Raw genomic sequence first — 23,878 nt, 5'->3', positions numbered from 1 at the left:
CAATAACTGGAGCAATTTAAGTAAATTTGTACCAGTGTGGGTCGAAGGGATTGAACGTACTAATTACAAATGATACACTTGTTGCAGTGTAGGACAAATGTACCATATTGTCAATTTATTATGTCTCATGATAACGGGGGCATTTAATCATTAACAGGAGGGGATATATCATGAGTATAAAAGCACATCTCATTATTCTAATCATCATTATTCTTATTGCAGCAGTTCTTGGGCGCCTGGCAATAAGATTATTTTTAAACCTTTTACTTGGTGGTACACTGTTCGGAGGTAATTTCCTGTGAAACAGAAAAAAGGAAGGAGGAAGTATAAAGTGTTATGGGGATTTATTTATGTAGGAGCATTCATAGTTACTTTTATTATTTCAGCAATTATTAAACTTACCTACAATCCATTGGCGAAAGATTATCGGGTAGATTGGGATGATTCAGTTGGGAAGGTGTATACTGATATTTCATACGGTAAGGGAGAAGCTAATAAATTTGATTTGTATGTTCCAGCAGACAATACAAAAGAAACTTATGGTTTGGTAGTGTATCTGCATGCAGGTGGATTTACGAGTGGTGACAAGAGTGGTGATACTGAAATATTGAAATGGCTTTGCTCTAAGGGCTATGTTACCGCAGGTATCAATTACACTCTGCGAACAGATGAGAACGATGCATCTGTTTACTCACAATCAATAGAAATTAAAGAGGCGATGCCTTTTGTTGTAGAAGAAGCAGAAAAACTCGGTTATAAACTGGATAGAATGGCTATAGCTGGTGGTAGTGCAGGTGGTACACTGGCACTTCTTTACGCTTATCGTGATGCGGAAACTTCGCCCGTTCCTGTGAAAATGGTTTTTGAAATGGTAGGGCCTGCAAGTTTCCATCACGAGGATTGGACAAGTTATGGTCTGGATAAAAGTCCAGAAGCAGCCGCAGTACTTTTCAGTGTTATGTCTGGTAATGAAATTACAACAGAAATGATTGAAGCAAATGACTATGCAGAAGAAATAAAGGGGATTTCCGCAGATATGTGGGTCAATGAGAATACTGTTCCAACGCTAATTGCTTACGGTAAGTATGATAAAATATGCCCATTTGAAACGGTAAAGCATTTAATTAATGCATTGAAAGAAAATCAGGTTCCTCACGATTTTATCGAATTTCCACACTCAGGCCATGGTCTTCAAAATGACAATAAACAATATAAATTGTATATGGATAAGCTTAATGAGTATTTGGAAAAATACTTAACTAATTAAGTCGGAGGTATGATGAAAATTTTAATTGGAATTTTGTTAGGCATAATTGCTATTGTTGGCGTATTTTTACTTCTTCTTTTATTAGGAATAGGGTTAATGTCTTATCGGAATCGTCGTTATTGGAATTTTGTCAAAACAAGCCAACCAATCGAAGAAAAATATACCGCATTAGGAAAATATGACGTTTCTTGCACAGAATTTAAAACAGAAACTGATACGTGCAAGAAATATGGGATTTAGTATCCGTCTGAAATGAAAGAAGATTCATCTACTTATCCTCTCGTTATCATGGTAAATGGAACGGGAATTACGGCTTCAAAATATAAATCTGTTTTTAAGCATCTGGCTTCATGGGGGTTTATAGTTGTAGGGAATGAAGATGAAAATTCCAGAACAGGGGCTTCAACATCTGCAACCCTTGACTTTATGTTGAATTTAAATAAAGATAGCAATAGTGATTTTTATGGTAAAATTGATGTTAACAACATTGGTGTTAGTGGACACTCACAAGGGGTTATCCTCAAAATCATTATTTTTTTAATAGTTTTTACAAGTAGTTTTTCACATTAAATTACGATAGATTTTACACTGATTTTTACAACCATAAAAATAATGATTTTTCTGATTAGAAACAACTAAAAATATTGATATTACAAACAAAAAAGCAGCCATTGTAAAAATGACTGCTTTTTTGTTTGTAAAAAATGATGTAATTTAGTTTATTGCATCCCAAAACTGAAACTGATGTAAATATGATATGGTGGTAAAAGAAAAGTATCCAAAGGCAATGGTTATTTATCCACTTATACGAAGAAAAAAATTAAATAAGATGGAAGCTATGATTGATTTTTTAACGGAACCTGGCGTTTTAGAAATGGTGGATTCGTTAAATGATATGAGTGCCTACTATTTAGTGGAGCAGAATGGTCAACAATTTTTAGTCAATGTTACGAAGACCTATATTGAAGGACGCAGATTAAAACAGAAATTTGAAGGAAAGAAATGTGTTATTGAAAAGAATATATTTATAAAACCTAATTATACATTATAAAAAGTGTCTGAATTGTCAGATACTTTTTTGACTTTTATAAACATTTTTGTAGTTTTCCATATACTAAAAGTGATAAAATAAAAAAATTGTATTTTAATATTATTATTTGTTGTCATATGTAATAATGACGTTATGAATAGATTAATTGGAGTGATGTGTATGAAAGATACGGCTGTAGAACAAGCCTTAAATTTAGAATTAAAGCGTCAACGTGAAAATGTTGAGTTAATTGCGTCTGAAAATTATGTTTCAGAAGAAGTGATGAAAGTTCAAGGATCAATTTTAACGAATAAATATGCTGAAGGATATCCAAGTAAACGTTACTATGGTGGATGCGAATTTGTTGATACGATTGAGGATATTGCAAGGGATCGCGCTAAGCAGTTATTTGGAGCTAAGTTTGCTAACGTGCAACCTCATTCTGGGTCTTCTGCGAATATGGGGGCATATCGTGCAGTGTTAGAGCCTGGGGCGAAAGTATTAGGTATGAATTTAAGTCACGGTGGACATTTAACTCATGGACATCCACTTAATTTCTCTGGAAAAGATTATGAGTTCTTTGAGTATGGGGTAGATAAAGAGACTGAAATGATTGATTATGAAGAAGTTCGTCGCATTGCGTTAGAAGTTAAGCCGGCATTAATTGTAGCGGGAGCATCGGCTTATCCTCGTGCGATTGATTTTAAAAAGTTCCGTGAAATTGCTGACGAAGTTGGGGCATACTTAATGGTAGATATGGCTCATATCGCAGGACTTGTGGCAGCAGGATTACATGAAAATCCAGTTCCATACGCTCATATTGTAACGACAACAACTCATAAAACGTTACGTGGTCCACGTGGTGGTATGATTTTAACGAATGATGAAGAAATTGCGACAAAACTCGATAAAGTGGTGTTTCCAGGAATTCAAGGTGGACCTTTAATGCACGTTATTGGGGCGAAAGCAGTCGCTTTTGGGGAAGCTTTGACAGAAGAATTTAATGAGTATCAATCTCAAGTCATTAAAAATGCGAAAGTGTTAGCTGAAGAACTTGCAAAATGTGGGCTTCGTATTGTATCAGGTGGAACAGATAATCACTTAATGTTAGTCGATGTTAAATCAACATTTGGATTAACAGGGAAATATGCTGAGCACTTACTTGATCGTGTTGCGATTACATGTAATAAAAATACAATCCCATTTGATACTGAAAAACCATTCATCACAAGCGGTATTCGTTTAGGAACACCAGCTGTGACAACTCGTGGATTTAAGGAAGCTGAGATGGTTGAGTTAGCAGGATATATCGCAGATGCGTTAACATATCATGAAGATGAAGCAAAATTAGATGAAATTCGTCAATCTGTTTTAGGATTAACAGGACGTTTCCCTTTATATGAATAGGAGGCAGTTTATGGCCACAATTATTGATGGAAAAAAGGTATCTGAAGATTTACGTGAGGATTTAAAAGTTCAAACAGAAAAATTTGTTGAAGAAACAGGAATTCAGCCTCATTTAGTGGTTGTGATTGTTGGAAATAATCCTGCTTCGATGACCTATGTTCGCAATAAAAAGCGTTCATGTGAAGCGGTAGGATTTAAGTCGACGGTTATCGAGTTAGCAGATACAATAACAGAAGCAGATTTATTAGCTCAAATCGATGTTTTAAATCAAGATGATTCGGTTCATGGGATTTTAGTGCAGTTGCCATTACCAAAACATATCAATGAAGATCACATCATTTCTGCGATTGATGTGAAGAAAGATGTCGATGGATTCCATCCATATCAAGTCGGATGCCTAGCATCAGGGCTTGATTCATTAAAACCATGTACACCGGCAGGTGTTATCGAATTATTGAAAGCTTATGATATCGAAATAGAAGGTCGCCATGCTGTTATCATTGGACGTAGTCATATTGTTGGAAAGCCACTTGTCCAATTATTACTTGAAGAAAATGCAACGGTAACCGTTTGTCATTCGCGTACTCAAAATTTAAGTATGTTAACGCAGATGGCAGATATTTTAATTGTTGCGATTGGGCGTCCTCATTTTGTCACAGCTGATATGGTGAAAGAAGGAGCCGTTGTTGTCGATGTTGGAATTAATCGACTTGAAACAGGAAAGCTTGTAGGAGATGTTGATTTTGATACAGTTGAACCGAAAGCTTCTTATATTACACCTGTTCCGGGTGGAGTTGGACCGATGACGATTACGATGTTATTATTTAACACATTAAAAGCTGCAAAGGGTTTCACAAAATAAGAAAAAAGGCGATGTTTTGGTGACATCGCCTTTTTAAATTGATAAAATAGAGAAAAAGAAGCGGGGATGATGGTTATGGATTTTAAACGAATTAATATGATTTTAAGTGTTTTTTGGCTATTAGCATCGATTGGAATTATTTATTTAGATGTTAAACAAGTCATTAGTTTGACTCGTAATACAGGGTTATTCTTTGGGGTAGTTATCGTCATGTTTTTATCATTTCAAGTGGTTAAAATTTTTGAAAAAAGAGCATCGCAAAAGTAAAAGCTGTATCGTAAGATACAGCTTTTATTTTTGTTCTAAGTATTGTTCCAACGCTTTTGCAAGCTGATCAGGACATGAAGTTTCTTTTGTACGGCAAGGAATTCCTTTTAGTTTTTGGATAGCTTCTTCTACGTTCATTCCTTTAACTAAAGAAGAGATTCCGATTAAGTTTCCTGGACATCCACCAATGAAATTAACTGATTTAATTTTATTATCTTCAATTTCAAATTGAATTTCTTTTGAACATACGCCACTTGTTTGATAAGTTTCCATAATAATCCCCCTACTTTCCAAATTGTTACAGATATTATAGCAGTCAAGTCTTTCGAAAGCAATATTCAAATCAGGTGAATCGTTTCAAGAAACCCCTTGCAAATTGTTATGAATCGTCTTATAATGAGGACGATTCGAAATACAAGGGGGGCAACACATATGGAAACTTACATTGAAAAACATTTTAAAATGGATTTTAAACCAATGGCAAATGAGGGGGCTGTTTTTCAGGGAGCATGTTATCGAATTGCATTTTTAACATCTCGTATTGTTCGTTTAGAATACTCACTGACAGGTTGCTTTGAGGATCGCCCAAGTCAAACATTTTGGTATCGCGAACAGGAAGTCCCAGCACTTTCTGTTAAAGAAGATGAACATATATTAGAAGTTGTAACGGATCATTTAAGATTAAAATATTTAAAAGAACAACCATTTAGTGGGGATACCCTATCAATTGAATTAAAATATTCTTGTCAAATTTGGCGTTATGGAACTGAAGAACAGACAAACTTAGGTGGAACAGCGAGAACTTTGGATGCTGTTGATGGTGCCTTAAAACTTGAAAAAGGTTTAAATTCACGCGAGGGATATGTCATCATTGATGATTCAAAATCACTTGTGTTTAACGAAGCGTCTTGGTTAGAACCAAGAACAACGAATTCAACGGATCTTTATTTCTTTGGATATGGGACTGCCTACAAAGAATGTATTGCAGATTATTGTAAGTTAACAGGGCGCACTCAATTATTACCACGATATGCACTTGGTAACTGGTGGAGTCGTTATTGGGAATATTCAGATACAGAACTAGAGGGGTTAATGAATCGTTTTGAATCTGAGGGAATCCCATTATCGGTTTGTATTATTGATATGGACTGGCACAATGTAAATATTGATCCGAAGTACGGTAGTGGATGGACGGGCTATACCTGGAATAAAAACTTATTCAAAGACCCTAAAGCATTTATGACTTGGTTACATGATAAGGGGTTAAGAACGTCACTTAATTTACACCCCGCTGATGGAATTCGTGGTCATGAAGATTGTTATGAAAGTGTTGCTAAGTATATGGGAGTTGATGTTTCCTCGGAACAACCTGTGCCATTTGATATTTCAAGTCCTAAGTTTATGAAAGCCTATTTTGAGAAAGTTCATCATCCACTTGAGGACGAAGGCGTTGATTTTTGGTGGATTGACTGGCAACAGGGAACGAATTCTTCGATGAAGGGATTAGATCCATTATATTTCTTAAACCACTTGCATTATTATGATTTAGGTCGTGATGGATCGAAACGTCCATTTACGTTCTCTCGTTGGCCAGGTCTTGGAGGTCATCGTTATCCAATTGGTTTCTCAGGTGATACGGTTGTGACTTGGGATTCGCTTGCGTATCAGCCATACTTTACGTCAACAGCCGCAAATGTTGCGTATGGATGGTGGAGCCACGATATCGGAGGTCATTTTATGGGAATCGATGATTCTGAGTTGTATGCTCGTTGGGTGCAATATGGGGTGTTTAGTCCGATTAATCGACTTCATACATCAAAAGGAATCTTTAATCGACGAGAACCTTGGCGTCATTCTCATGAAGCGTATGAGGTGGCGAAATCGTTCTTAAATCTTCGTCATCAATTAGTACCTTATATTTATACGATGTCATACCGCAATATGACGGAGTCTTTACCGTTTATTACGCCGATGTATTTTGAGCATCCGCATGATGGAAAAGCATATGAGTATAAAGATCAATATTATTATGGTAGTGAGTTAATGGTGGCACCATTTACCGCGCCACGTAGTAAAGTTTTAAATCGTACGTTTAAAGAGGTTTGGTTACCACGCGGTCAGTGGTTTGATTTCTTCACAGGTGAGGCGTACCGTGGAGATAATATTTATGCGATGTACGGTAAACTTGAAGAGATTCCGGTATTCGCCAAGGCAGGAGCCATTGTTCCAATGGCCAAACTAGAACAAACAAATCAGATTGATAATCCAGTGCATTTAGAGTTAGTTGTATTTGGTGGAGCTAGTAATTCATTCACGATGTACGAAGATGATGGTATTAGTCGTGAGTATGAAGCGGGACACAGTGTATTAACGACTTTTGATTTAGAAGCATCAGATACTAAATTGATATTTAAGATTAATGAACCCGTTGGTGATTTAAATGTGATTCCAGTAAATCGTCAGTATACAGTGAAGTTTAGAGGTGTAGCATCAGACTGTGAATGTTTCTTGAATGGTGAAGAATCAGACTTTAATTATGATGTAGTTACAAGAACTTTATCAGTAACGGTTGATTCTGCTGATAGTATTATCGAAGTTCGTCATCAAGATTTATATCATCAAGAAATTGATGTTGATCAATTAATCTTTGAATTAGTTCAAGATGCGACTATTATCATGGATGAAAAGCAACGTTTTGAACACTGGTCATATGGAATTTTAGGCACGAATCTTTCTCTTGAAGAGAAAATGATGAGAGTTCTGGCAATGCCAGTCAATGATGAGGTTCGTCGTGCTGTGTTAGCTATTTTAACGAAAGCTTTGATGAAGTAGTTATATTAGTCTCAATAAGGTTGCAAGAGAAAAAAATTTTCCTGGCTGGTGTGTGTATTCTAGTAATTATTTCTTGGCATTAAAGTATTTGAATTACTAGATTGTGTTTTGTGATAGAGTTAGAGTTTGAAGTTTTATAAATTGAGGAGGAGGTAGTACCAAAGGTACTACCTTTTAAATTTCCGATATTTGGGAAACGATATTCAATGAATTGAATATAATTTTTGAAAAACGTCAATAATTAATACAAAATGTACTTTTTCGTGGAATCGTACACTTTAGCGTGTTATAATGAAATAATGAAAAAATAGCTTATATAGATGGAGTGATTCAGATGTCGACAACTGAAATCAACGATCAATTACAAGTTAGACGTGACAAAATGGAAGACTTACGTCAACACGGAATTGATCCATTTGGACAACGATTCAATCGTACTCATTTATCTTCACAATTAGTTGAAGAGTTTGGAGAATTTTCTAAAGAAGAATTAGAGGAAAAAAATATTGAAGTAGCAATCGCTGGACGTATCCGCACTAAACGTGGAAAAGGAAAAGCTGGTTTTGCACATATTCAAGATATTAAAGGGCAAGTTCAAATTTATGTTCGTCAAGATGCTGTAGGTGAAGAAGCTTATGCATTCTTCGATAAAGCAGACTTAGGTGACATTGTTGGAGTACGCGGTGTTGTATTCAAAACTAAAGTTGGTGAGTTATCAATTAAAGTTAAAGAGTATACGCCATTAACAAAAGCATTACGCCCATTACCAGAAAAATATCATGGATTAACTGACGTTGAAGAGCGTTACCGCCGTCGTTATGTTGATTTAATTATGAATGAAGAAAGTAAACAAACTTTCATCACTCGTACTCGTATTATTACTGCAATGCGCCGTTATTTAGATAATTTAGGATATTTAGAAGTTGAAACTCCAATTTTACACACAACATTAGGTGGAGCAGCAGCTCGCCCATTTGAAACTCATCACAATGCATTAGATATGCCTTTATATTTACGTATTGCAACTGAGTTACACTTAAAACGTTTATTAGTTGGTGGACTTGAAAAAGTTTATGAAATCGGACGTATCTTCCGTAATGAAGGAATCTCTGTTCGCCATAACCCAGAGTTTACATCAATTGAGTTATATGAAGCTTATGGTGATATGGAAACAATGATGGACTTAACTGAGAACATGATTGCCTCTATTGCACAAGAAGTTTTAGGAACAACTACTGTACCTTACGGTGGACATGAAATTAACTTAGCAGTTGGATGGAAACGTTGGCACATGGTTGATGCGATTAAAGAGATTACAGGTGTTGATTTCTTTAAAGAAATGACATTTGAAGAAGCAAAAGCTATCGCAAAAGAACACAATGTTGAAGTACCTACTCACTTTACAGGTGTTGGACATATCATCAATGCATTCTTCGAAGAATTCGTTGAAGATAAAATTGTTCAACCAACGTTTATTTATGGACATCCGGTGGAAGTTTCTCCACTTGCTAAGAAAAATGCAAAAGATCCACGTTTCACTGATCGTTTTGAATTCTTTATTGATGGACGTGAATATGGAAATGCCTTCACTGAGTTAAATGATCCAATTGATCAAAAAGAACGTTTTGAAGCGCAATTAGCTGAAAAAGAATTAGGAAATGATGAAGCATCTGAAATGGATGTTGACTACATCGAAGCATTAGAATATGGTATGCCACCTGCAGGAGGACTTGGAATTGGTATCGATCGCTTAGTTATGTTATTAACTAACTCTCCATCAATCCGTGACGTATTATTATTCCCAACAATGCGTAAAAAATAATAGATTATATAAGACTGCATCGAAATCGATGCAGTCTTTTTTTATTTAATGTAAAACTATGTCTAAAAATAGGATTAAATTAATTGAATTAAAAGTGCTGAGAATCTAAAAGCTCTACTCTTAATAAGAGGCTATAGATTTATATTGAGGTCAAATGTTACTGTGACATAACCACAGGTACTATTTTCTTTATCGACGTGACTAATTGAATCAGATAATCATATGATAAAGAAGATATAAAATAAATACTCTTTATTAAGAGGGGGACATAAAATGATATTAATTGGTTTTTTACACCAGTGTAGAAATCCTAGACATGTTGTAAAGGCATATGCCTTTGCAAGTGTGGCAAAAGCAGAAGGAGTAGAGTTACTATATTTTTCTCCTAAACAAGTCAATTTTAAAAAACATACGATATCTGGATATATGTATGAAAATGGTGATTGGCACAAAGTTGAAAGTAGATTTCCAGATGTAATTTATAATACGGGAAGTCCAGAAAAGCTTGCTAATTATAAAGAAATCATTGAACAATTACAATCTGAAATTCCATTTACGACTTATTCAATTGGAAATAAAATGAGCGTTTATAAACGTTTAAAAGAAGCAGGGGAATTTACTAATCATTTGATTCCATCTGAAATTATTAGTAATACAAATGAGTTTTTTGATTTTTTGAATATGTACTCAAAGGTTGTCTTTAAACCTCAAGATGGTCATAAAGGGGAAGGTATTATCTATATTGAAAAAATGGGAAATTTATATAAAGTTAATCGCGATAAAAGAAACAAAATTGCTAACTACTATGAACTTGAAAATTATATTTCCACCTGTCTAAAAGAATAATCTTATCTAGCACAACCTTATATTAACTCAAAAACTAAAAATGGAATTAATTTTGATTTAAGATTACATGTTCAAAAAAATGGAAGCGGGGAATGGGTGGTTACTACTATTTATCCACGCTTTTCGTTAACTGATAGTATTGTAACAAATATCAACAGTGGTGGTGCAACTAATTATTTGATTCCTTTTTTAAAACAAGAAGATCCAGAGTGCACTTATGATATGGAACGATATCTTGAAGTCTTTGCCTTGCAACTGGCTAGACACCTAGATCAACTCCAAATGGAAAAATATAATGAAACTCTTGATGAAATTGGAATTGATATTGGACTAGATGATATGAAAAAAATATGGATTTATGAAGTGAATTGGCGTCCTGGGTGTCCACCTGCATTCTATTTAGAGCTGGATGTAGTAAAAAATACGATTCATTATGCTATATTTCTAGCAAATAAAAACAAATTAAATTCTACGAGTGATTAGTAGAGGGCAACACAATTATCGCTATAATGGAGATTGATGTTAAAACGTTAATTACTGTAATTATTAGATAAAGATGGAGTGTTTTAAAATCGAAAGGTTATTACATACTCTAGAACATATAAATGGAATAAAGATTATTCTCTGAATTTCAAATATAAAATTCACAGTTTTAGTAAGAATGAGATAGTACTTATTTATTAATAAATATGATGAGGAAACTTTAAAACTTTTATATATGCATGATTTCGGAAGAATTATTTTTACTATTAGTAGTGAGCATCACGTGAGCTATGCGGGGAAAAATATTAGCTCTTATAGATAATGATAGTGGCCAGTTATGTAAAAAACTAATTCGATTAATTATTATAAATATGACTATTTTAGTGAAAGGTAGAATTAGTATGAATATAGATGATAGTGTTAAATTTCTAAATTGTCACTATAAACAAGATTAATATGAGGGGGGGGTGAAAGTATTGAAAACAATCGTGTTTATTAATACACAAAAATCTGGATCAAGTCGAGAAGCTATTAAACAAGCTGAACGCATGGGGTATTTTACTGTTTTATTTACTAATAGGGAGCATTATATTGAACATCGAAGGGAGTTTCCAGATATTCATTTGATTCAACTCATCGATATAGATGATTTAGATAAACTAAGAAAAGCCATAAAAAAATTACAGATGCGATCATTAGATATTAAATGCATTATCAGTTTTACAGATCATTATTGTCATATTGCAGCTCAATTGGCTGAAGATTTTCATATTGGTAGATTTTCAAGAGAGGCCATTGCTATTATGGAAAATAAAATTAAATCAAGAGAAGTTTTAGCAAGGACTTCTTATGTTCCACAATTTATTGAAATAGACAGTAGTAGTACTATAGATGATGAAACCATTACATCTTATTTACCAGCCGTTGTTAAATGTCCAACCTCAACCGGATCTAAAGATGTATTGAAAATTAGCAATCTAGATGATTACAAACAAAAAAGTGAAATGTTATTTTCTAAATATCCAAATGATCCTATTATTTTAGAAGAGTTTCTCGAGGGGCCTCAATACTTAGTCGAATGTTTTGTAAAGGATTCTAGTGTTCATATTGTCGCAATTTTTGAACAAATAGTGACTGATACTCAACGTTTTATAATAACAGCGTATAACTTAATCTTAACGGATGATACTGCTTTTGAAGAAAAATTAAAAAAAGCTGTTGTGGAAATCATTCAAATACATGGTATGACAAATGGAACTTGCCATCTTGAGATGAGACTAGTTAAGGATAACTGGAAGTTGATTGAGATAAATCCTCGTATTTCAGGTGGCGGTATGAATAATATGATAAAAGCAGGATTTGGAATTAACTATGTTGAAGAAACATTAAAATTTGCCCTAGGTTTTCAGCCTAACTTGCATCCAAAATATAGAAAACATGTCTATTGCCAACATATTATCATAAATGAAGAAGGTGTTTTAGTAAAAGTAACTGGGAAAAAAAGAGCACTTAATTCACCACACGTTGAATATGTTTATGTAAAACCTAAAAAAGTGCTTATCTAATACCACCGCAATCTATGGGGGATCGGTATGCGTATGTTATTGCAACTGGACGAACGGAAATCGAAGCCAAAAAGAATGCTTTACAAGCAGCTTCAGAAATAAAATTTATTATATCAAATTCATCAGATGATGAAAGCAATAATTGATTTAGGGGGGAAAATTGAAAGCTCATACACTTGGAAAAATATTAACAGTCATTAAAGGAACAATTATTCAGGGAAATTCTGATATCTTAATCAAAGATGTGGCTAGATATTATGAACACATCGAACAGCCCAATACATTATTATTCTTAGTTCAGCATCGAAATATTGATTTTAAACGTATAGCTCAATATTGTCCATGTGCGGTAGTGGTTGACCGTGAAGTCAAAGAATTAAAAAAAATTTCTGGTTGTATAGTCATTAGAGTTTCGGATATTGATGATGCATATGATGCGTTCATCCATTTTTATCGCCAATTATTTGATATTCCTGTTGTTGCGGTAACAGGAACTTCAGGTAAAACGACCACTAAAGATATGATCAAACATATCTTAAGTACTTGGTATAAGGTTGAAGGAACAGTTCGCTCCGCAAATGGAAATCCTAGAAACTTAATTTATCTTTTACGAATTGATGATTCTATTCAGGCAGCTGTTTATGAGTCAGCTGTGGGAGCACCAGGAGATATTACATATACTTGTAGTCATTTTTTGCCTAATATCGGGATTATCACGAATATTGGAATTGACCATTTAGAGAGATGTAAAACTTTACAAGGTTATATTAATGCAAAAGCTGAAATGGTTTCTGTTATTCCTGAAGGTGGAACGCTAATATTAAATGCGGATGATGAAAAAATAAAAACAATAGATACATCAAAATGTAAAGGAAATATCATCTATTTTGGGATTGATACTCCGTGTTTATTCCAAGCGTCTAATATTACTTATGGAAATAATGGAATGAACTTTACTTTAACTTTAAATAAAATGAAGTATCAAATTTTTGTTCCTGGTTATGGAAAGCATCAAGTTTATAATGCTTTAGCAGCTTTAGCTGCAACACACGAAATGGGAATTGGAATTACTCAGGCTGCTCAAGCATTGTCTAGTTTTAAATTACTTATGAATCATTGTGAAATCAAAAAAGGATTAAATCAAGCTACAATAATTGATGATACTTGGAATATAAATACAGCTTCTTTGAAGGCAGCAATGAATACTTTATGCGAATTAAATCAACAACATAAAAAAGTTGCATTAATTGGCCATATTAAACAGTTAGGAGAGCACTCAGCGGACTATCATAAAGAAGTTGGAAAAATGATAGCTAAATTTAACATTGATTATCTAATTACAATTGGAGATCTTGCTAATAATATAGCTACTGAATGTTCATTGAATGGATTCCATGGTAAGGTCTTTCAGTTTGAACAAACAGAAGGTGTCTATGAATTATTATCTGATATCCTTAATGAAGAAACAACTTTGCTCATTAAATGTTCTATGTTTGACTACGATATCAAGGAATTAACAGAAAAAATTATTAAGGGTTAGTTTTTGTCATCTTTGTTATCCACAGTTTTTTAAAAAAACAAACTATGGATAACTTATATAACCGGTTACCTAGAAAATGTTAGCCCTTCTATTTAATCTGTCGATATGTTATGATTAGACTATATTCAGTATTGTATGGGTTGAGAGAGGATGACATAAGAACATGATTTTTGCATTAGTCGTTTTTCCAATTGTCTTTTTTATTATAGGATTTGTGTTTAAATTATTTAAACCCCATTATCGACCAATTGAGTTTGTTTTAGTGAATACTGTATTATCCGTGTTAGCTTTGATGCTTTCGTTTGGAAGTTCGTTGTTTTACACGATTCCGTATTTCATTAAAATGTCTTTAATTCATATTGCAATTAATTTTGTGTTTGCGTTTATGGGAGTTTTAACATATAAGCTTTATGAGATATTTAAAGAGAAATTCCCAATGCTAGGTGGATTTACTCAAATTATTACAATGCTTGCTTTAATTTCGATTATGGTGACATTTAGTTTTACAATTCAATTTGTTATTACATTAATGTATTAAAAAAATCAGGCTTAGCCTGATTTTTTTTATGCTATCTATTGCTTTATCCACAGATTTATATAAAGAGTTCTCTTTGTATTAAGTCGAATTTTTTCCGTTAGTTTCATTATTATTGCATGAAAAAGAGTTGTATAACGTAACCCATTACAAGGTGAAAGTTTAGTTCCTTTCGACAGGCTTTTTACTAGTGGCAGTGTATATTAAGGGTGATTAACATTATTTATTTTAGGGGGAATGAGGCATGGCAATAGATACACCGAAATCATTACGACAAATGGTTATTTATCAAGTGTATAATCGAAATCACAATGCAAGTGGAACGTTCAATGAATTAATTGAAGATTTAGATCGCATTAAAAATTTAGGAGTCGATATTTTATATTTATTGCCGATTCATCCGATTGGTCAAAAAGATAAAAAAGGTGAGCTCGGATGTCCTTATTCAATTCAAAATTATCGTGAAGTAAATCCTGAGTATGGAACGTTAGATGATTTTAAACGTCTAATTGAAGCGACTCATGAACATGGAATGAAGTTGATGATTGATGTTGTGTTTAATCATACGTCACGCGATTCCCATTTACTTAACACACATCCAGAGTGGTTTTATAAAAATGAAGATGGGAACTTCGCAAATCGTGTCGGAGATTGGTCCGATATTACAGATTTAGATTATTCAAAAGGTGAAGAGTTATGGGCAGAACTTTTAGATACTCTTGAATACTGGGCTAGTCTTGGTGTAGATGGGTATCGATGTGATGTAGCATCGCTCGTTCCTATTGAATTTTGGGTACGCGCTAGAAAAGAGATTGCAAAGATTAATCCAAACTTTATCTGGCTTGCAGAAAGTGTACATATTGGATTTGTGAACTATATCCGTTCACTTGGATATGAAGCGGCAAGTGATAGCGAGGTTTATCAAGCATTTGATATCTGCTATGACTATGATGTTTTTGAGGAGTATCAAGGTTATTTACGTGGCAAAAATTCATTGAATGCATACATTGATCGTGTTGCGATGCAAGAAGGTATTTATCCGGATAATTATGTGAAGCTTCGTTGTTTAGAAAATCATGATCAAGACCGCGCAGCTACACTGATTCCCAATATCGATCAACTCTTTACTTGGACAGCTTTCACGTATCTTCAAAAAGGAACAACGATGATTTATGCGGGGCAAGAGGCTCTTGATACGAATCGACCAAGTTTATTTGATATCGATAAAGTGAATTGGAGTCGTTACAATGAACACGGCCTTGCTGATTATATGAAGCAGTTAAGTGAGTTAAAGCATGACGCTATTATGGCAGAGGGATTTTATCGAATTCAAACAGGCGATGTAGCTGATACTGTTATCTTATCTTATGAAACAAGTTATAAGACACGTGTTGCAATCTTTAATTTTGCTAGTAAATCAGGTGTCGTATCAATTGAGATTGCAGATGGAATCTATAAAGATTGCTTAACTAATAAAGAGGTTGTTGTGCAAGATGGAAAAGTTCAATTAGATGTACGTGCGATTGTGTTTGATATAGCTAAATAAGTTATGGAATAAAATGTAATTTGATTCTTTCTTATTATGATGAATCCTGTTATAATGCTTTTAATATCTATGAAGGAGATGAAACATAATGATAAGACAATTAACTGAGGGGGATAGAATAAAGACACTTGCTTTTTTAAGTAAAAATCCAGGATTAAATTTATTTCAAATTGGGGATATTGAAAATTTTGGATTTGATTCTGATATTCAAACGGTGTGGGGAAGCTTTAATGAAAATGATGAGTTAAATGGTGTTTTACTTCGTTATCGTGAGAACTTTATTCCATATTTTGAGGATTTAGATTTTAATGTAGAGGGATTTAAGTCGATTATTAAAACTAATGACTGCGCAAAAATTATTTCAGGTGAAAAAGTTATTGCTGATCAATTTACTGATTGTTTTGAACAGGCAGAAGTGCGAGAAATGTATTTTTGTGAGTTAATAGATGATTCGTTTTTAGAAGAGGTTTTAGTTGAGATTAAAGAAGCAAGTTGTGAGGATGCTAGACGTATTTTAGATTTGTTAGTGACGATTGAAGAGTTTTCTGGAACGTTTAGGTCAACAGATGAGATCTGTCGTAAAATCGAAAGTCGTTCAGGACGTGTTTATTTTATTGAAAATGAAGCAAAAGATGTGGTTTGTAATGTGCAAACAGCAGCTGAGAATTCGAAGTCGGCTATGGTTGTAGCCGTTGCTACACACAAAGATTATCGAAAACGTGGATTTATGGCGCAATGTTTATCAAAATTATGCCGTGATTTATTAAATGAGAATAAGACACTTTGTTTATTTTATGATAATCCTGAGGCTGGATCAGTTTATCATAAATTAGGGTTTAAGACGATTGGAAAATGGAAGATGATTGTTTGTAAATAAATATTGGAAAAGGAACCGTTACTTAAAATTTCAGGTTCCTTTTTCGCTATTTTTTGAAATATTTCTACACGATTTGGTATATCCTATTAGAAAAGAACAATATTAGGTGACGATATGAAGAGATTATTTATAGGTGTAAAGTTTTCAGATGATGTGAATGATTATTTTCAGACGTCTCAGTTGATGGTTGAGAAATATTGTGAACGAGCAAATTATACGAGATATGATAATTTTCATTTAACATTAAGATTTCTAGGGATGATAGAGGAGTCTAAAGTTCCAGAGATTGTTCAGATTATCAAAGATTTAGAGGTTCAACGTATGAAGTTATTTTTCGATCACATTGGTTTTTTTAATAAAAAGGGACGGTATGTGATTTATATGGGATGTCAGCCGGCTGTTGAATTGACGGATTATGTCATGAAATTAAATGATAAATTAGTAAAACATTCGTTGATTGAGAAAGGTGAGCAGATTTATACACCACACATTACACTGTGTCGTCATTCTAAACTTTTAGTGCCACTGGTTGATATTTCACGTGGGATAACGATTGAACGACAGGCTGAGATTTTGAATGTGACATTATTTGAAAGTATAAATGTTGATGGGACTTTAATGTATCGTCCACTTTTTACACGGGAGTTGGTTTAAGTATGGCACAGCAAGCTGGTTATTTAGAGTTTATTGAATCTTTCAATCATATCCATAAGTATTTGAAGAAATATACGAATTCAGATGATAATGTTTCGTTTAGTGATTTACTTTATAAGGCGAAAAGTCATCCGATGATTGAGCGTTATATGGATGAGTTACATTTATTTAGAAAACTTCGAAATATTATTGTTCATCAAACGGATGATTTTGAGTCGGTCATCGCAACGCCATCTGATGAGACAGTCGAAAGAATGAAGTTCATTGAACAACAGTTGGTGGATCCGGCCGATTTAACTGTATTTAAAAGTGAGGTTGTAAAGTTTTTGATGACGGATACACTGCATACGGTTTTAAAGACATCAGCTGAAAAAGAATTTTCAAAATTTCCAATTTATGAAGGAAATGAATTTATGGGATTGGTAACTTCTCGGGCAGTGACGAAATGGTTACAAAAGCATATTGAGAATAATAATATTGAATTGGATGGCACAATGAAAGATATTTTAGATTATGAGAAAAAGTCTCAGTATGAGTTTGTAAAGGAAAGTATGACAGTTTATGATGCGTGGCAGTTATTTCAAAAGTCACCCAAAAAATTAGATGCTTTATTATTAACGACAACAGGAGATAAAAGTGGTGAGATTGAAGCAGTTATTACATATGATAATTTGTTGAAATATATTTATACGAATGATCAATATGTATTTAATTAATAAAATAACTGGCCTCATAAAAATTAAAAGTAATAAAAGTTAATGTTTTGATAATAAAATCTCAGCGTGCATAACCTATCTTCATTGATAAATAATAAATATAAGTTGATTGGAGGTGATATGATGAGTCCAAAAGAACTTTTATATATTCAAGATGCACTGGGGCATGCTCAACATATGGAGAAAAAATGTCGTGAATGTGCATCACAACTTTCAAATGAAGATTTGAAACAATTAGTTGAAAAAATAGCCAATAAACAAAAAATGATTTTTGATCAATTTTATCAATTATTAAATCAATAAGGAGGGTATAGTATGAACGAAAGAGATCTTATGGAAGATGTTCTTTTAGTGTTAAAAGGTGCGGCAGATTTATACTTACATGGAACAATTGAGTCATCAACATTAAATGTACATACTACTTTTGAGAAGGTTTTAAATGATACACTTTGTATGCAAAATGAAGTTTATGCTGCAATGGCACAAAAAGGCTGGTATCCATCACAGGCAGCTGACCAACAGCAAATTGAACAAGTTAAACAAAAATTTGCTCCAAATGCACAGTAATTTTAAAAAAGTCATGAAGTAAAAAATTTTTCTGATTAGAAGTAATGCGAAGAATTTAAGAAAGTATTAATCCTTCTCATTAGGTTTCAGTTAACTGAAATTTTATTGGGAGAAATTGATTTAAAATATAGTATAGATTAAATTAAGACACTTTTACGGTGTCTTTTTTTATGTGAATCGAATTTTTTATAAAGTATTGATTCAATTAGAAAAGATATGGATTTGTAATGATAATAATTAACATGACTTTTTGCTCTTGCCAAAAATACGTTTTGTGGGTATGTTAAAGGTGTAAAGGTAAACAGGAGGAATTTTATATGAATGAGTTTGTAAATGAAGTGATGATAAAGCGAGTAGAACGGACAATGAAGGCTTTAGAGGCTCATTGTATGAATCCGATGTTTGTTAAGACACGTGAGGAAGCACTAATGTTGGTCAAATCGATGCTAAGTGAAGGTGACAAAATCGGAGTAGGTGGGTCAGTAACGTTGAATGAAGTGGGAATTATGCAAGAACTTCAAAGCGGTAAATATGATTTTATTGCAACTCAAGAAGCTAATTTGACAAATGAAGAGCGTCATTCACGTTATCGTGAATGTTTTATGGCGGATGTTTATTTGAGTAGTGCGAATGCGATTACAGAGGATGGTTTTTTATATAATGTGGATGGACGTAGTAATCGTGTAGCAGCACTACTTTATGGTCCGAATAAGGTGATTATTGTAGCGGGTGTGAATAAGATTGTCCGTGATTTAGACGCGGCGATTAAAAGAAATCGTGAGGTGGCAGCTCCAGCGAATGCCCTTCGTTTAAATAAGAAAACACCGTGTGCTAAAACGTTAAGATGTAGTGATTGTAAAAGTTTAGAACGAATTTGTCGAAATTACGTACTGATGGGACCGCAAGGATTTAAGGATCGTGTTCATGTTATTTTAGTCAATGAGCATTTAGGATTTTAAGGATAGAATATTCGCCGTTATCTCTCAAATTCTCCTATGTATTTGTTTGCGAGAGGTTAGTATAATAATAGCTATGTGGTACGTTGTTGGTGAACAGGAGAGAGTTTAATATGGGGGCTTCAATATCTAGAAAGCAATTGTTAAGTTTTTTTATACAGGCAAGTTATTTATTAGATAAATTTTATTCTATAAAAGAGAGTTTTAATTTTGACTCTATATCGGAAGATTCATTAGAAAAGATAATTGAAGTGGAACGAAGTCATCAAAATTTTGATTACTTGGTTTCTCTTTTAATTTTAAGTGAGCAATACTTTGTTGAACAAAAAGAGTATCATACAGCAATAGTTTATTTAATTGAGTGTCTAAGTCTTTTAGAGGAATTAGATTTTAATAATATTTTGAAGGTATATATTTATCTAGAATTAGGATATATTTTTGAGTCAAATCAATTTTATAAAGAGGCAGAAAATTATTATAAAAGAGCGTTAGAAGTAAGTGTTGAGAAAAAGAATCCCCTTTTAGTGACTTATTCATTTGAAAAACTCTCTCAAATTATTCTCAAATCATGTAATCGAAAAGGTATTATTCGATTTAATTCGTTGGTTCAATTGTATGGAGAAAATTTTGTTCCAGCTTCTATTGTGTTTGTATTTGATTTGTTAAATCTATATGTAAATCAAGACTACGATAAAATTTTAGAAGTTTTATCTTACCATCAAGATTATCAGGATTTAGGTGTGAATCGAGAATTTTTGATGATTATTTATGTGATTCAGACACAATCTTTTTATAAATTGAATAAATTTGAGGAAATTAAGTGGCTAGATTTTAGTCACGATTCTTCTATTTCAAAGCATAATCCGTATTTGATGCTGTATGATTTAACCTATCAGTTGATTTATAAGAAAGATGAAATTGGTCAGTATATAGCGGATGTTACCCAAAAATTGAGTGAAAATCATCAGTATTATTTGTTAAGAGTTTTTTATTATTACTTGCTAGGTGAAGAAAGTATTGTGAAGGATAAAGAGTGTTATTTGAAAATTTATGAGTTACTAGGTCAAAATCGTCAGATTTTATTTTATGAGGAGGGTATTTTGAAAACTAAAATTCAAAATGTTTATCAAACGTATAAACAGTATTATAACCAATTAGATTCTGTTAAGTTTGATGATAAATATCGGATTGTTTCGTGGCAACAGATGGGAGCCCACTACCAACGTGAGTATAATTCACAAACAGTGGTTGGTTTTTTAATGGTTGATGATTGTTTTTGCAGTGAATTTTCACAGGAATTAAAGGAAAGTTTAATTAATAATTTGAATGCAATTATTCAAGGTGAGTTAACGTTTTGTTTCCATGATCATGGATTATGGTTTTATTTTAAGGCGTGTACTGGAGAAGTGAAATTAAAACAAAAATTAAATAGTTTATTAAAGCCCCTATATGATAATTTACAACGAAAATATACGGTAGCATTTTGTTTACCACGCTTTACATCTTCTGATTTTTCTAAAACAATGCGTATTGTGTATACTTCTTTTTATGGGATGGTTGTCCATACTGAACTTGAACAGAATTATAGTGTAAGTTTTTGTCAAGAATCATCGTCGTATTTGGCTCTTTCAGAGGACATTCATAATCTTTTATTAAAAGCATATAAAGAGAAGAATTTTATTATTGATAAAAAGCATTTTTATAATGAAGGTGGCCAACAGTTATTCGGAATTGAGTTTAAAGGGATATTAAGTGATTTAAATTTAGTAATTGATAATCTGGATGGAGATAAAGAAGTTATTAGAGAAAGTTTATTAATGGAAGTTGAAATGGCAACTCTTGAAATTGGCTGTCAATTAATTAAAGAAGCGTATCAGACCATTCATTCAAATCCGTATCTATTTATTAAATTATCACGAGAAACATTAATGAATAAGTTAATTGTAGGACGTATCTTAAATTGTTTAAAACGATATAATTTGAATTATAATCAAATCATTATTAGTATCAATGAAGATGTTTTATTTGAACAAAATGAATTTTTGAAAAAGTTGATTAATCGTTTGCATGAGTTAGGAGTTGGGGTAGCTCTTGATGATTATGGAACGGGTTCCCTAACAGGATCAATTCGAAATTTAAATATTAATTATTTAAAATTAAGTCCTAGTTTAATTCAATATCTAAGTTCAACGTATCATTACTCAGGAATGATGAAATCTTTAATATCGGTTTGCTCTAATTACAATGTGAAGATTTGTTGTTCGGATATTGACAATAAATCTTCTCATGATTTAATTTCGAATTTTGGAATTGATGTTGTGAGTGGAAGCTATTATCAGAGAAAATTGGTTGTTTAATTTTATAAAATAAGTCATAATAAAATGTATGAGTAGAATTAATGTTGTAGTTTCAAGAGGTGAATGAGATGAAACAAGATATCAATATGGATTTAGGACTTGAAGCATTTTTAGAACCAGACTCTGATTTTATCGAAGATTTATGTCAACACTTAGAAGAAGAAGGAATTCATTTAACGAATGAATTACTTGTTCAAATTCTTTCTGTTTATGAAGAAAGAAAATATGGATTCTTTAAAGAGTTAATTGAAAATCTAGTAGGTGGAGAGAATAGTCCACTTTCAGCAGATGGAGGACCAGCTGTTATCCAAGTTGTAATGGATGGTAAAGGTGAATTAAAGAAAAAAGAATCAAAATCAAAGGAATTAAATGATTTAGATTCAAAATTATTATCATAAAAATTAAGAGCTAAATTTATGTGAATGATTAGCATAGTTTAGCTCTTTTTTCGTCTGATTGTAAGAGAATGATGGAAATGAAAGAATTTGATTTTTTTTTGACGGAAATTAGTTATAATTTATTAAGATAGATGGGAACCAATTTAAGAGTTCATACGTCTAATAAGTGAAAGAGGTGGAAATAAGTGAAAAAAGACACCTATCAATCAGCCCAAATGGTCGTTGAACGATTGATTGAGGATTATGGACAAGATGTCTTAAAAATTGCATATTTATATGTTAAAGATCAGCAATTAGCCGAAGATATTTTTCAAGAGGTCTTTTATAAGGTCATGAAGAATTATCATAAATTTGAGCATTTAAGTAGTGAAAAGACATGGTTAATCCGAATCACGATTAATACGTGTAAAGACCTTTTACGAACGAGCTGGTTGCGACGTGTTACTACCTTTGGAACTTTAGAAGAGCAAAATCAGACACAATATGAACAACCATTTGATATGACACAGTCAGAATCAAATAATGAATTATATGAAATGATTATGAAGCTTCCACAAAGATATAAAGAAGTAATCTTACTATTTTATTATGAAGACTTTAGTTATGATGAAATGGCAAAGATTTTAAATATACCAAAGGGAACCGTACAAAGTCGTTTGGCTCGTGGGCGAGAAAAATTGAAAAAAATGATGGAAGAAAGAGGTGAGATTAGTGGAAGATAAAGAAATACGAGAAGCCATTCATAAACAACTAGAAACAATCCAAATCAATCCTCATTTAAAAGCAAGAACACTTGATTATGTGACGAAAAAATCAAGAACTTCAGGGATTAGATATCGTAAAGTTAAAGGTCTGTCTTTAACAGCTATGACTTTTGCAACAATGATGTTAGTTGTATTAGTTCAAAGTAAAGAAGAGGTCTCACAACCACAGTACTTAAATGAAGCAACGCCAATGGCAATTTCGAGTGAAGAGCAAGATGGTGTGATGAGAAATTTGATACCTGAAACAATGTTCTCGCAATTTAAAACACAGTTAACACAAGCTTCGATTGAATTTACAGATGATACTTCATTTGTAACTGATGGAATTACTATTCATTCCTTCATCGTTTATAATCAGCCAAGTTACTTTTTAGAGTTATCCACAGATGTGGATAATGAATCTGTTAGCACTAATTTAGAAGCTATTTTATCAGAAATGAATCAATCGCTAAGCTCATATCAATTGTTTAAGTTGGATGATTTAAATTATTTCTTGTATGGTGGTCAAGATTCTGTCGTACGAGATTTGTTGCATTTAGATAAAGTTGATGCTATTCAATAACATAATAAAAACAACTCACTAAATT

General features: G+C 32.9%; 25 protein-coding genes and 1 pseudogene. 25 read left to right on the top strand and 1 reads right to left on the bottom strand.

Annotated features, from left to right (window positions below; genetic code table 11):
• Positions 1-298 precede the first annotated feature (298 nt).
• From HMPREF9402_RS01775 to HMPREF9402_RS01750, 7 genes are all read left to right on the top strand, one after another.
• On the top strand, positions 299-1,267 hold the full coding sequence (locus HMPREF9402_RS01775) for an alpha/beta hydrolase (protein ID WP_039930649.1): 969 nt from the start codon (positions 299-301) through the stop codon (positions 1,265-1,267).
• A gap of 12 nt (positions 1,268-1,279) precedes the next feature.
• Complete coding sequence (locus HMPREF9402_RS14690) at positions 1,280-1,507, top strand: hypothetical protein (RefSeq protein ID WP_009606287.1); 228 nt, start codon at positions 1,280-1,282, stop codon at positions 1,505-1,507.
• A 12-nt stretch (positions 1,508-1,519) separates the two neighbouring features.
• Positions 1,520-1,837: a poly(ethylene terephthalate) hydrolase family protein gene (locus tag HMPREF9402_RS14685; protein ID WP_009606299.1), complete on the top strand. Its 318-nt coding sequence runs from the start codon at positions 1,520-1,522 to the stop codon at positions 1,835-1,837.
• Positions 1,838-2,024: 187 nt separating this feature from the next.
• Positions 2,025-2,318 carry a hypothetical protein gene (locus tag HMPREF9402_RS01765; RefSeq protein ID WP_009606279.1) on the top strand — a complete coding sequence of 98 codons (294 nt, stop codon included), beginning with the start codon at positions 2,025-2,027 and terminating at the stop codon, positions 2,316-2,318.
• Between the two features lie 159 nt (positions 2,319-2,477).
• Complete coding sequence (glyA, locus tag HMPREF9402_RS01760) at positions 2,478-3,704, top strand: serine hydroxymethyltransferase (protein ID WP_009606282.1); 1,227 nt, start codon at positions 2,478-2,480, stop codon at positions 3,702-3,704.
• 10 nt (positions 3,705-3,714) lie between these two features.
• The gene (folD, locus tag HMPREF9402_RS01755; RefSeq protein ID WP_009606284.1) at positions 3,715-4,566 is read left to right on the top strand and encodes a bifunctional methylenetetrahydrofolate dehydrogenase/methenyltetrahydrofolate cyclohydrolase FolD; all 852 of its coding nucleotides are present in this window, start codon (positions 3,715-3,717) and stop codon (positions 4,564-4,566) included.
• Between the two features lie 75 nt (positions 4,567-4,641).
• Positions 4,642-4,833: a hypothetical protein gene (locus tag HMPREF9402_RS01750; RefSeq protein ID WP_006785887.1), complete on the top strand. Its 192-nt coding sequence runs from the start codon at positions 4,642-4,644 to the stop codon at positions 4,831-4,833.
• Positions 4,834-4,857: 24 nt separating this feature from the next.
• Here HMPREF9402_RS01750 and HMPREF9402_RS01745 read toward each other — a convergent pair whose 3' ends face one another.
• Entirely contained in the window at positions 4,858-5,106 is a 249-nt protein-coding gene (locus tag HMPREF9402_RS01745) for a TIGR03905 family TSCPD domain-containing protein (protein ID WP_006785888.1), read from the bottom strand.
• A gap of 159 nt (positions 5,107-5,265) precedes the next feature.
• Between HMPREF9402_RS01745 and HMPREF9402_RS01740 the strand changes: the two genes are divergently transcribed.
• The 18 genes and pseudogenes from HMPREF9402_RS01740 to HMPREF9402_RS01655 all read left to right on the top strand — a co-directional run bounded on the left by HMPREF9402_RS01740 (position 5,266) and on the right by HMPREF9402_RS01655 (position 23,853).
• Positions 5,266-7,665 (top strand): glycoside hydrolase family 31 protein, encoded by a 2,400-nt coding sequence (locus HMPREF9402_RS01740; RefSeq protein WP_009606297.1) that lies wholly within the window; start codon positions 5,266-5,268, stop codon positions 7,663-7,665.
• A 334-nt stretch (positions 7,666-7,999) separates the two neighbouring features.
• Positions 8,000-9,487: a lysine--tRNA ligase gene (lysS, locus tag HMPREF9402_RS01735; protein WP_006785890.1), complete on the top strand. Its 1,488-nt coding sequence runs from the start codon at positions 8,000-8,002 to the stop codon at positions 9,485-9,487.
• Between the two features lie 273 nt (positions 9,488-9,760).
• Positions 9,761-10,816 (top strand): annotated as a pseudogene (locus HMPREF9402_RS14970) (YheC/YheD family endospore coat-associated protein).
• A gap of 476 nt (positions 10,817-11,292) precedes the next feature.
• Entirely contained in the window at positions 11,293-12,381 is a 1,089-nt protein-coding gene (locus HMPREF9402_RS01720) for an ATP-grasp domain-containing protein (RefSeq protein ID WP_009606276.1), read from the top strand.
• Positions 12,381-12,527 carry a hypothetical protein gene (locus HMPREF9402_RS15000; protein ID WP_443259899.1) on the top strand — a complete coding sequence of 49 codons (147 nt, stop codon included), beginning with the start codon at positions 12,381-12,383 and terminating at the stop codon, positions 12,525-12,527. Before HMPREF9402_RS01720 ends, HMPREF9402_RS15000 begins: the two co-directional genes overlap by 1 nt.
• A 14-nt stretch (positions 12,528-12,541) precedes the next feature.
• A complete protein-coding gene (locus HMPREF9402_RS01715) occupies positions 12,542-13,921 on the top strand; it encodes a Mur ligase family protein (protein ID WP_009606285.1) in 1,380 nt (459 codons plus the stop codon).
• 163 nt (positions 13,922-14,084) lie between these two features.
• Positions 14,085-14,459, top strand: coding sequence for a hypothetical protein (locus HMPREF9402_RS01710; RefSeq protein ID WP_006785896.1), 375 nt, complete (start codon positions 14,085-14,087; stop codon positions 14,457-14,459).
• Between the two features lie 241 nt (positions 14,460-14,700).
• Positions 14,701-16,002 (top strand): alpha-amylase family glycosyl hydrolase, encoded by a 1,302-nt coding sequence (locus HMPREF9402_RS01705; protein ID WP_009606296.1) that lies wholly within the window; start codon positions 14,701-14,703, stop codon positions 16,000-16,002.
• A gap of 88 nt (positions 16,003-16,090) precedes the next feature.
• A complete protein-coding gene (locus HMPREF9402_RS01700) occupies positions 16,091-16,879 on the top strand; it encodes a GNAT family N-acetyltransferase (protein WP_009606298.1) in 789 nt (262 codons plus the stop codon).
• Positions 16,880-16,993: 114 nt separating this feature from the next.
• Entirely contained in the window at positions 16,994-17,533 is a 540-nt protein-coding gene (gene thpR / locus HMPREF9402_RS01695; protein ID WP_009606275.1) for an RNA 2',3'-cyclic phosphodiesterase, read from the top strand.
• 2 nt (positions 17,534-17,535) lie between these two features.
• Positions 17,536-18,249, top strand: a complete 714-nt coding sequence (locus HMPREF9402_RS01690) for a CBS domain-containing protein (RefSeq protein ID WP_009606300.1) — start codon at positions 17,536-17,538, stop codon at positions 18,247-18,249.
• Positions 18,250-18,372: 123 nt separating this feature from the next.
• Complete coding sequence (locus HMPREF9402_RS01685; RefSeq protein ID WP_229040043.1) at positions 18,373-18,552, top strand: hypothetical protein; 180 nt, start codon at positions 18,373-18,375, stop codon at positions 18,550-18,552.
• A gap of 12 nt (positions 18,553-18,564) precedes the next feature.
• On the top strand, positions 18,565-18,816 hold the full coding sequence (locus HMPREF9402_RS01680; protein WP_006785905.1) for a spore coat protein: 252 nt from the start codon (positions 18,565-18,567) through the stop codon (positions 18,814-18,816).
• 317 nt (positions 18,817-19,133) lie between these two features.
• Positions 19,134-19,775, top strand: coding sequence for a lactate utilization protein (locus tag HMPREF9402_RS01675; protein WP_006785906.1), 642 nt, complete (start codon positions 19,134-19,136; stop codon positions 19,773-19,775).
• A gap of 110 nt (positions 19,776-19,885) precedes the next feature.
• Positions 19,886-22,129: an EAL domain-containing protein gene (locus HMPREF9402_RS01670; protein WP_006785907.1), complete on the top strand. Its 2,244-nt coding sequence runs from the start codon at positions 19,886-19,888 to the stop codon at positions 22,127-22,129.
• A gap of 68 nt (positions 22,130-22,197) precedes the next feature.
• Positions 22,198-22,527: a hypothetical protein gene (locus HMPREF9402_RS01665; RefSeq protein ID WP_006785908.1), complete on the top strand. Its 330-nt coding sequence runs from the start codon at positions 22,198-22,200 to the stop codon at positions 22,525-22,527.
• Between the two features lie 185 nt (positions 22,528-22,712).
• A complete protein-coding gene (locus tag HMPREF9402_RS01660; RefSeq protein WP_006785909.1) occupies positions 22,713-23,249 on the top strand; it encodes an RNA polymerase sigma factor in 537 nt (178 codons plus the stop codon).
• Entirely contained in the window at positions 23,239-23,853 is a 615-nt protein-coding gene (locus tag HMPREF9402_RS01655; protein WP_009606281.1) for a hypothetical protein, read from the top strand. The genes HMPREF9402_RS01660 and HMPREF9402_RS01655 overlap by 11 nt, the downstream gene beginning before the upstream one ends.
• The last annotated feature ends 25 nt before the right edge of the window (positions 23,854-23,878 follow it).

It is taken from the genome of Turicibacter sp. HGF1, assembly GCF_000191865.1.
In the GTDB taxonomy this organism is placed as follows: Bacteria; Bacillota_I; Bacilli_A; order MOL361; family Turicibacteraceae; genus Turicibacter; species Turicibacter sanguinis.
This window is presented reverse-complemented; position numbering and strand designations above follow the sequence as displayed.

What these genes read in the sequence shown, in the direction of transcription:
- HMPREF9402_RS01765 (WP_009606279.1), top strand. Translation starts at nt 2,025, where the DNA reads ATGGTGGTAAAAGAAAAGTATCCAAAGGCAATGGTTATTTATCCACTT.
- HMPREF9402_RS01680 (WP_006785905.1), top strand. Translation starts at nt 18,565, where the DNA reads ATGAACGAAAGAGATCTTATGGAAGATGTTCTTTTAGTGTTAAAAGGT.
- HMPREF9402_RS01750 (WP_006785887.1), top strand. Translation starts at nt 4,642, where the DNA reads ATGGATTTTAAACGAATTAATATGATTTTAAGTGTTTTTTGGCTATTA.
- lysS (WP_006785890.1), top strand. Translation starts at nt 8,000, where the DNA reads ATGTCGACAACTGAAATCAACGATCAATTACAAGTTAGACGTGACAAA.
- HMPREF9402_RS01745 (WP_006785888.1), bottom strand. Translation starts at nt 5,106, where the DNA reads ATGGAAACTTATCAAACAAGTGGCGTATGTTCAAAAGAAATTCAATTT.
- HMPREF9402_RS14685 (WP_009606299.1), top strand. Translation starts at nt 1,520, where the DNA reads ATGAAAGAAGATTCATCTACTTATCCTCTCGTTATCATGGTAAATGGA.
- HMPREF9402_RS01685 (WP_229040043.1), top strand. Translation starts at nt 18,373, where the DNA reads ATGAGTCCAAAAGAACTTTTATATATTCAAGATGCACTGGGGCATGCT.
- HMPREF9402_RS01700 (WP_009606298.1), top strand. Translation starts at nt 16,091, where the DNA reads ATGATAAGACAATTAACTGAGGGGGATAGAATAAAGACACTTGCTTTT.
- folD (WP_009606284.1), top strand. Translation starts at nt 3,715, where the DNA reads ATGGCCACAATTATTGATGGAAAAAAGGTATCTGAAGATTTACGTGAG.
- thpR (WP_009606275.1), top strand. Translation starts at nt 16,994, where the DNA reads ATGAAGAGATTATTTATAGGTGTAAAGTTTTCAGATGATGTGAATGAT.
- HMPREF9402_RS01665 (WP_006785908.1), top strand. Translation starts at nt 22,198, where the DNA reads ATGAAACAAGATATCAATATGGATTTAGGACTTGAAGCATTTTTAGAA.
- glyA (WP_009606282.1), top strand. Translation starts at nt 2,478, where the DNA reads ATGAAAGATACGGCTGTAGAACAAGCCTTAAATTTAGAATTAAAGCGT.
- HMPREF9402_RS01740 (WP_009606297.1), top strand. Translation starts at nt 5,266, where the DNA reads ATGGAAACTTACATTGAAAAACATTTTAAAATGGATTTTAAACCAATG.
- HMPREF9402_RS01690 (WP_009606300.1), top strand. Translation starts at nt 17,536, where the DNA reads ATGGCACAGCAAGCTGGTTATTTAGAGTTTATTGAATCTTTCAATCAT.
- HMPREF9402_RS01710 (WP_006785896.1), top strand. Translation starts at nt 14,085, where the DNA reads ATGATTTTTGCATTAGTCGTTTTTCCAATTGTCTTTTTTATTATAGGA.
- HMPREF9402_RS01675 (WP_006785906.1), top strand. Translation starts at nt 19,134, where the DNA reads ATGAATGAGTTTGTAAATGAAGTGATGATAAAGCGAGTAGAACGGACA.
- HMPREF9402_RS14690 (WP_009606287.1), top strand. Translation starts at nt 1,280, where the DNA reads ATGAAAATTTTAATTGGAATTTTGTTAGGCATAATTGCTATTGTTGGC.
- HMPREF9402_RS01705 (WP_009606296.1), top strand. Translation starts at nt 14,701, where the DNA reads ATGGCAATAGATACACCGAAATCATTACGACAAATGGTTATTTATCAA.
- HMPREF9402_RS01670 (WP_006785907.1), top strand. Translation starts at nt 19,886, where the DNA reads ATGGGGGCTTCAATATCTAGAAAGCAATTGTTAAGTTTTTTTATACAG.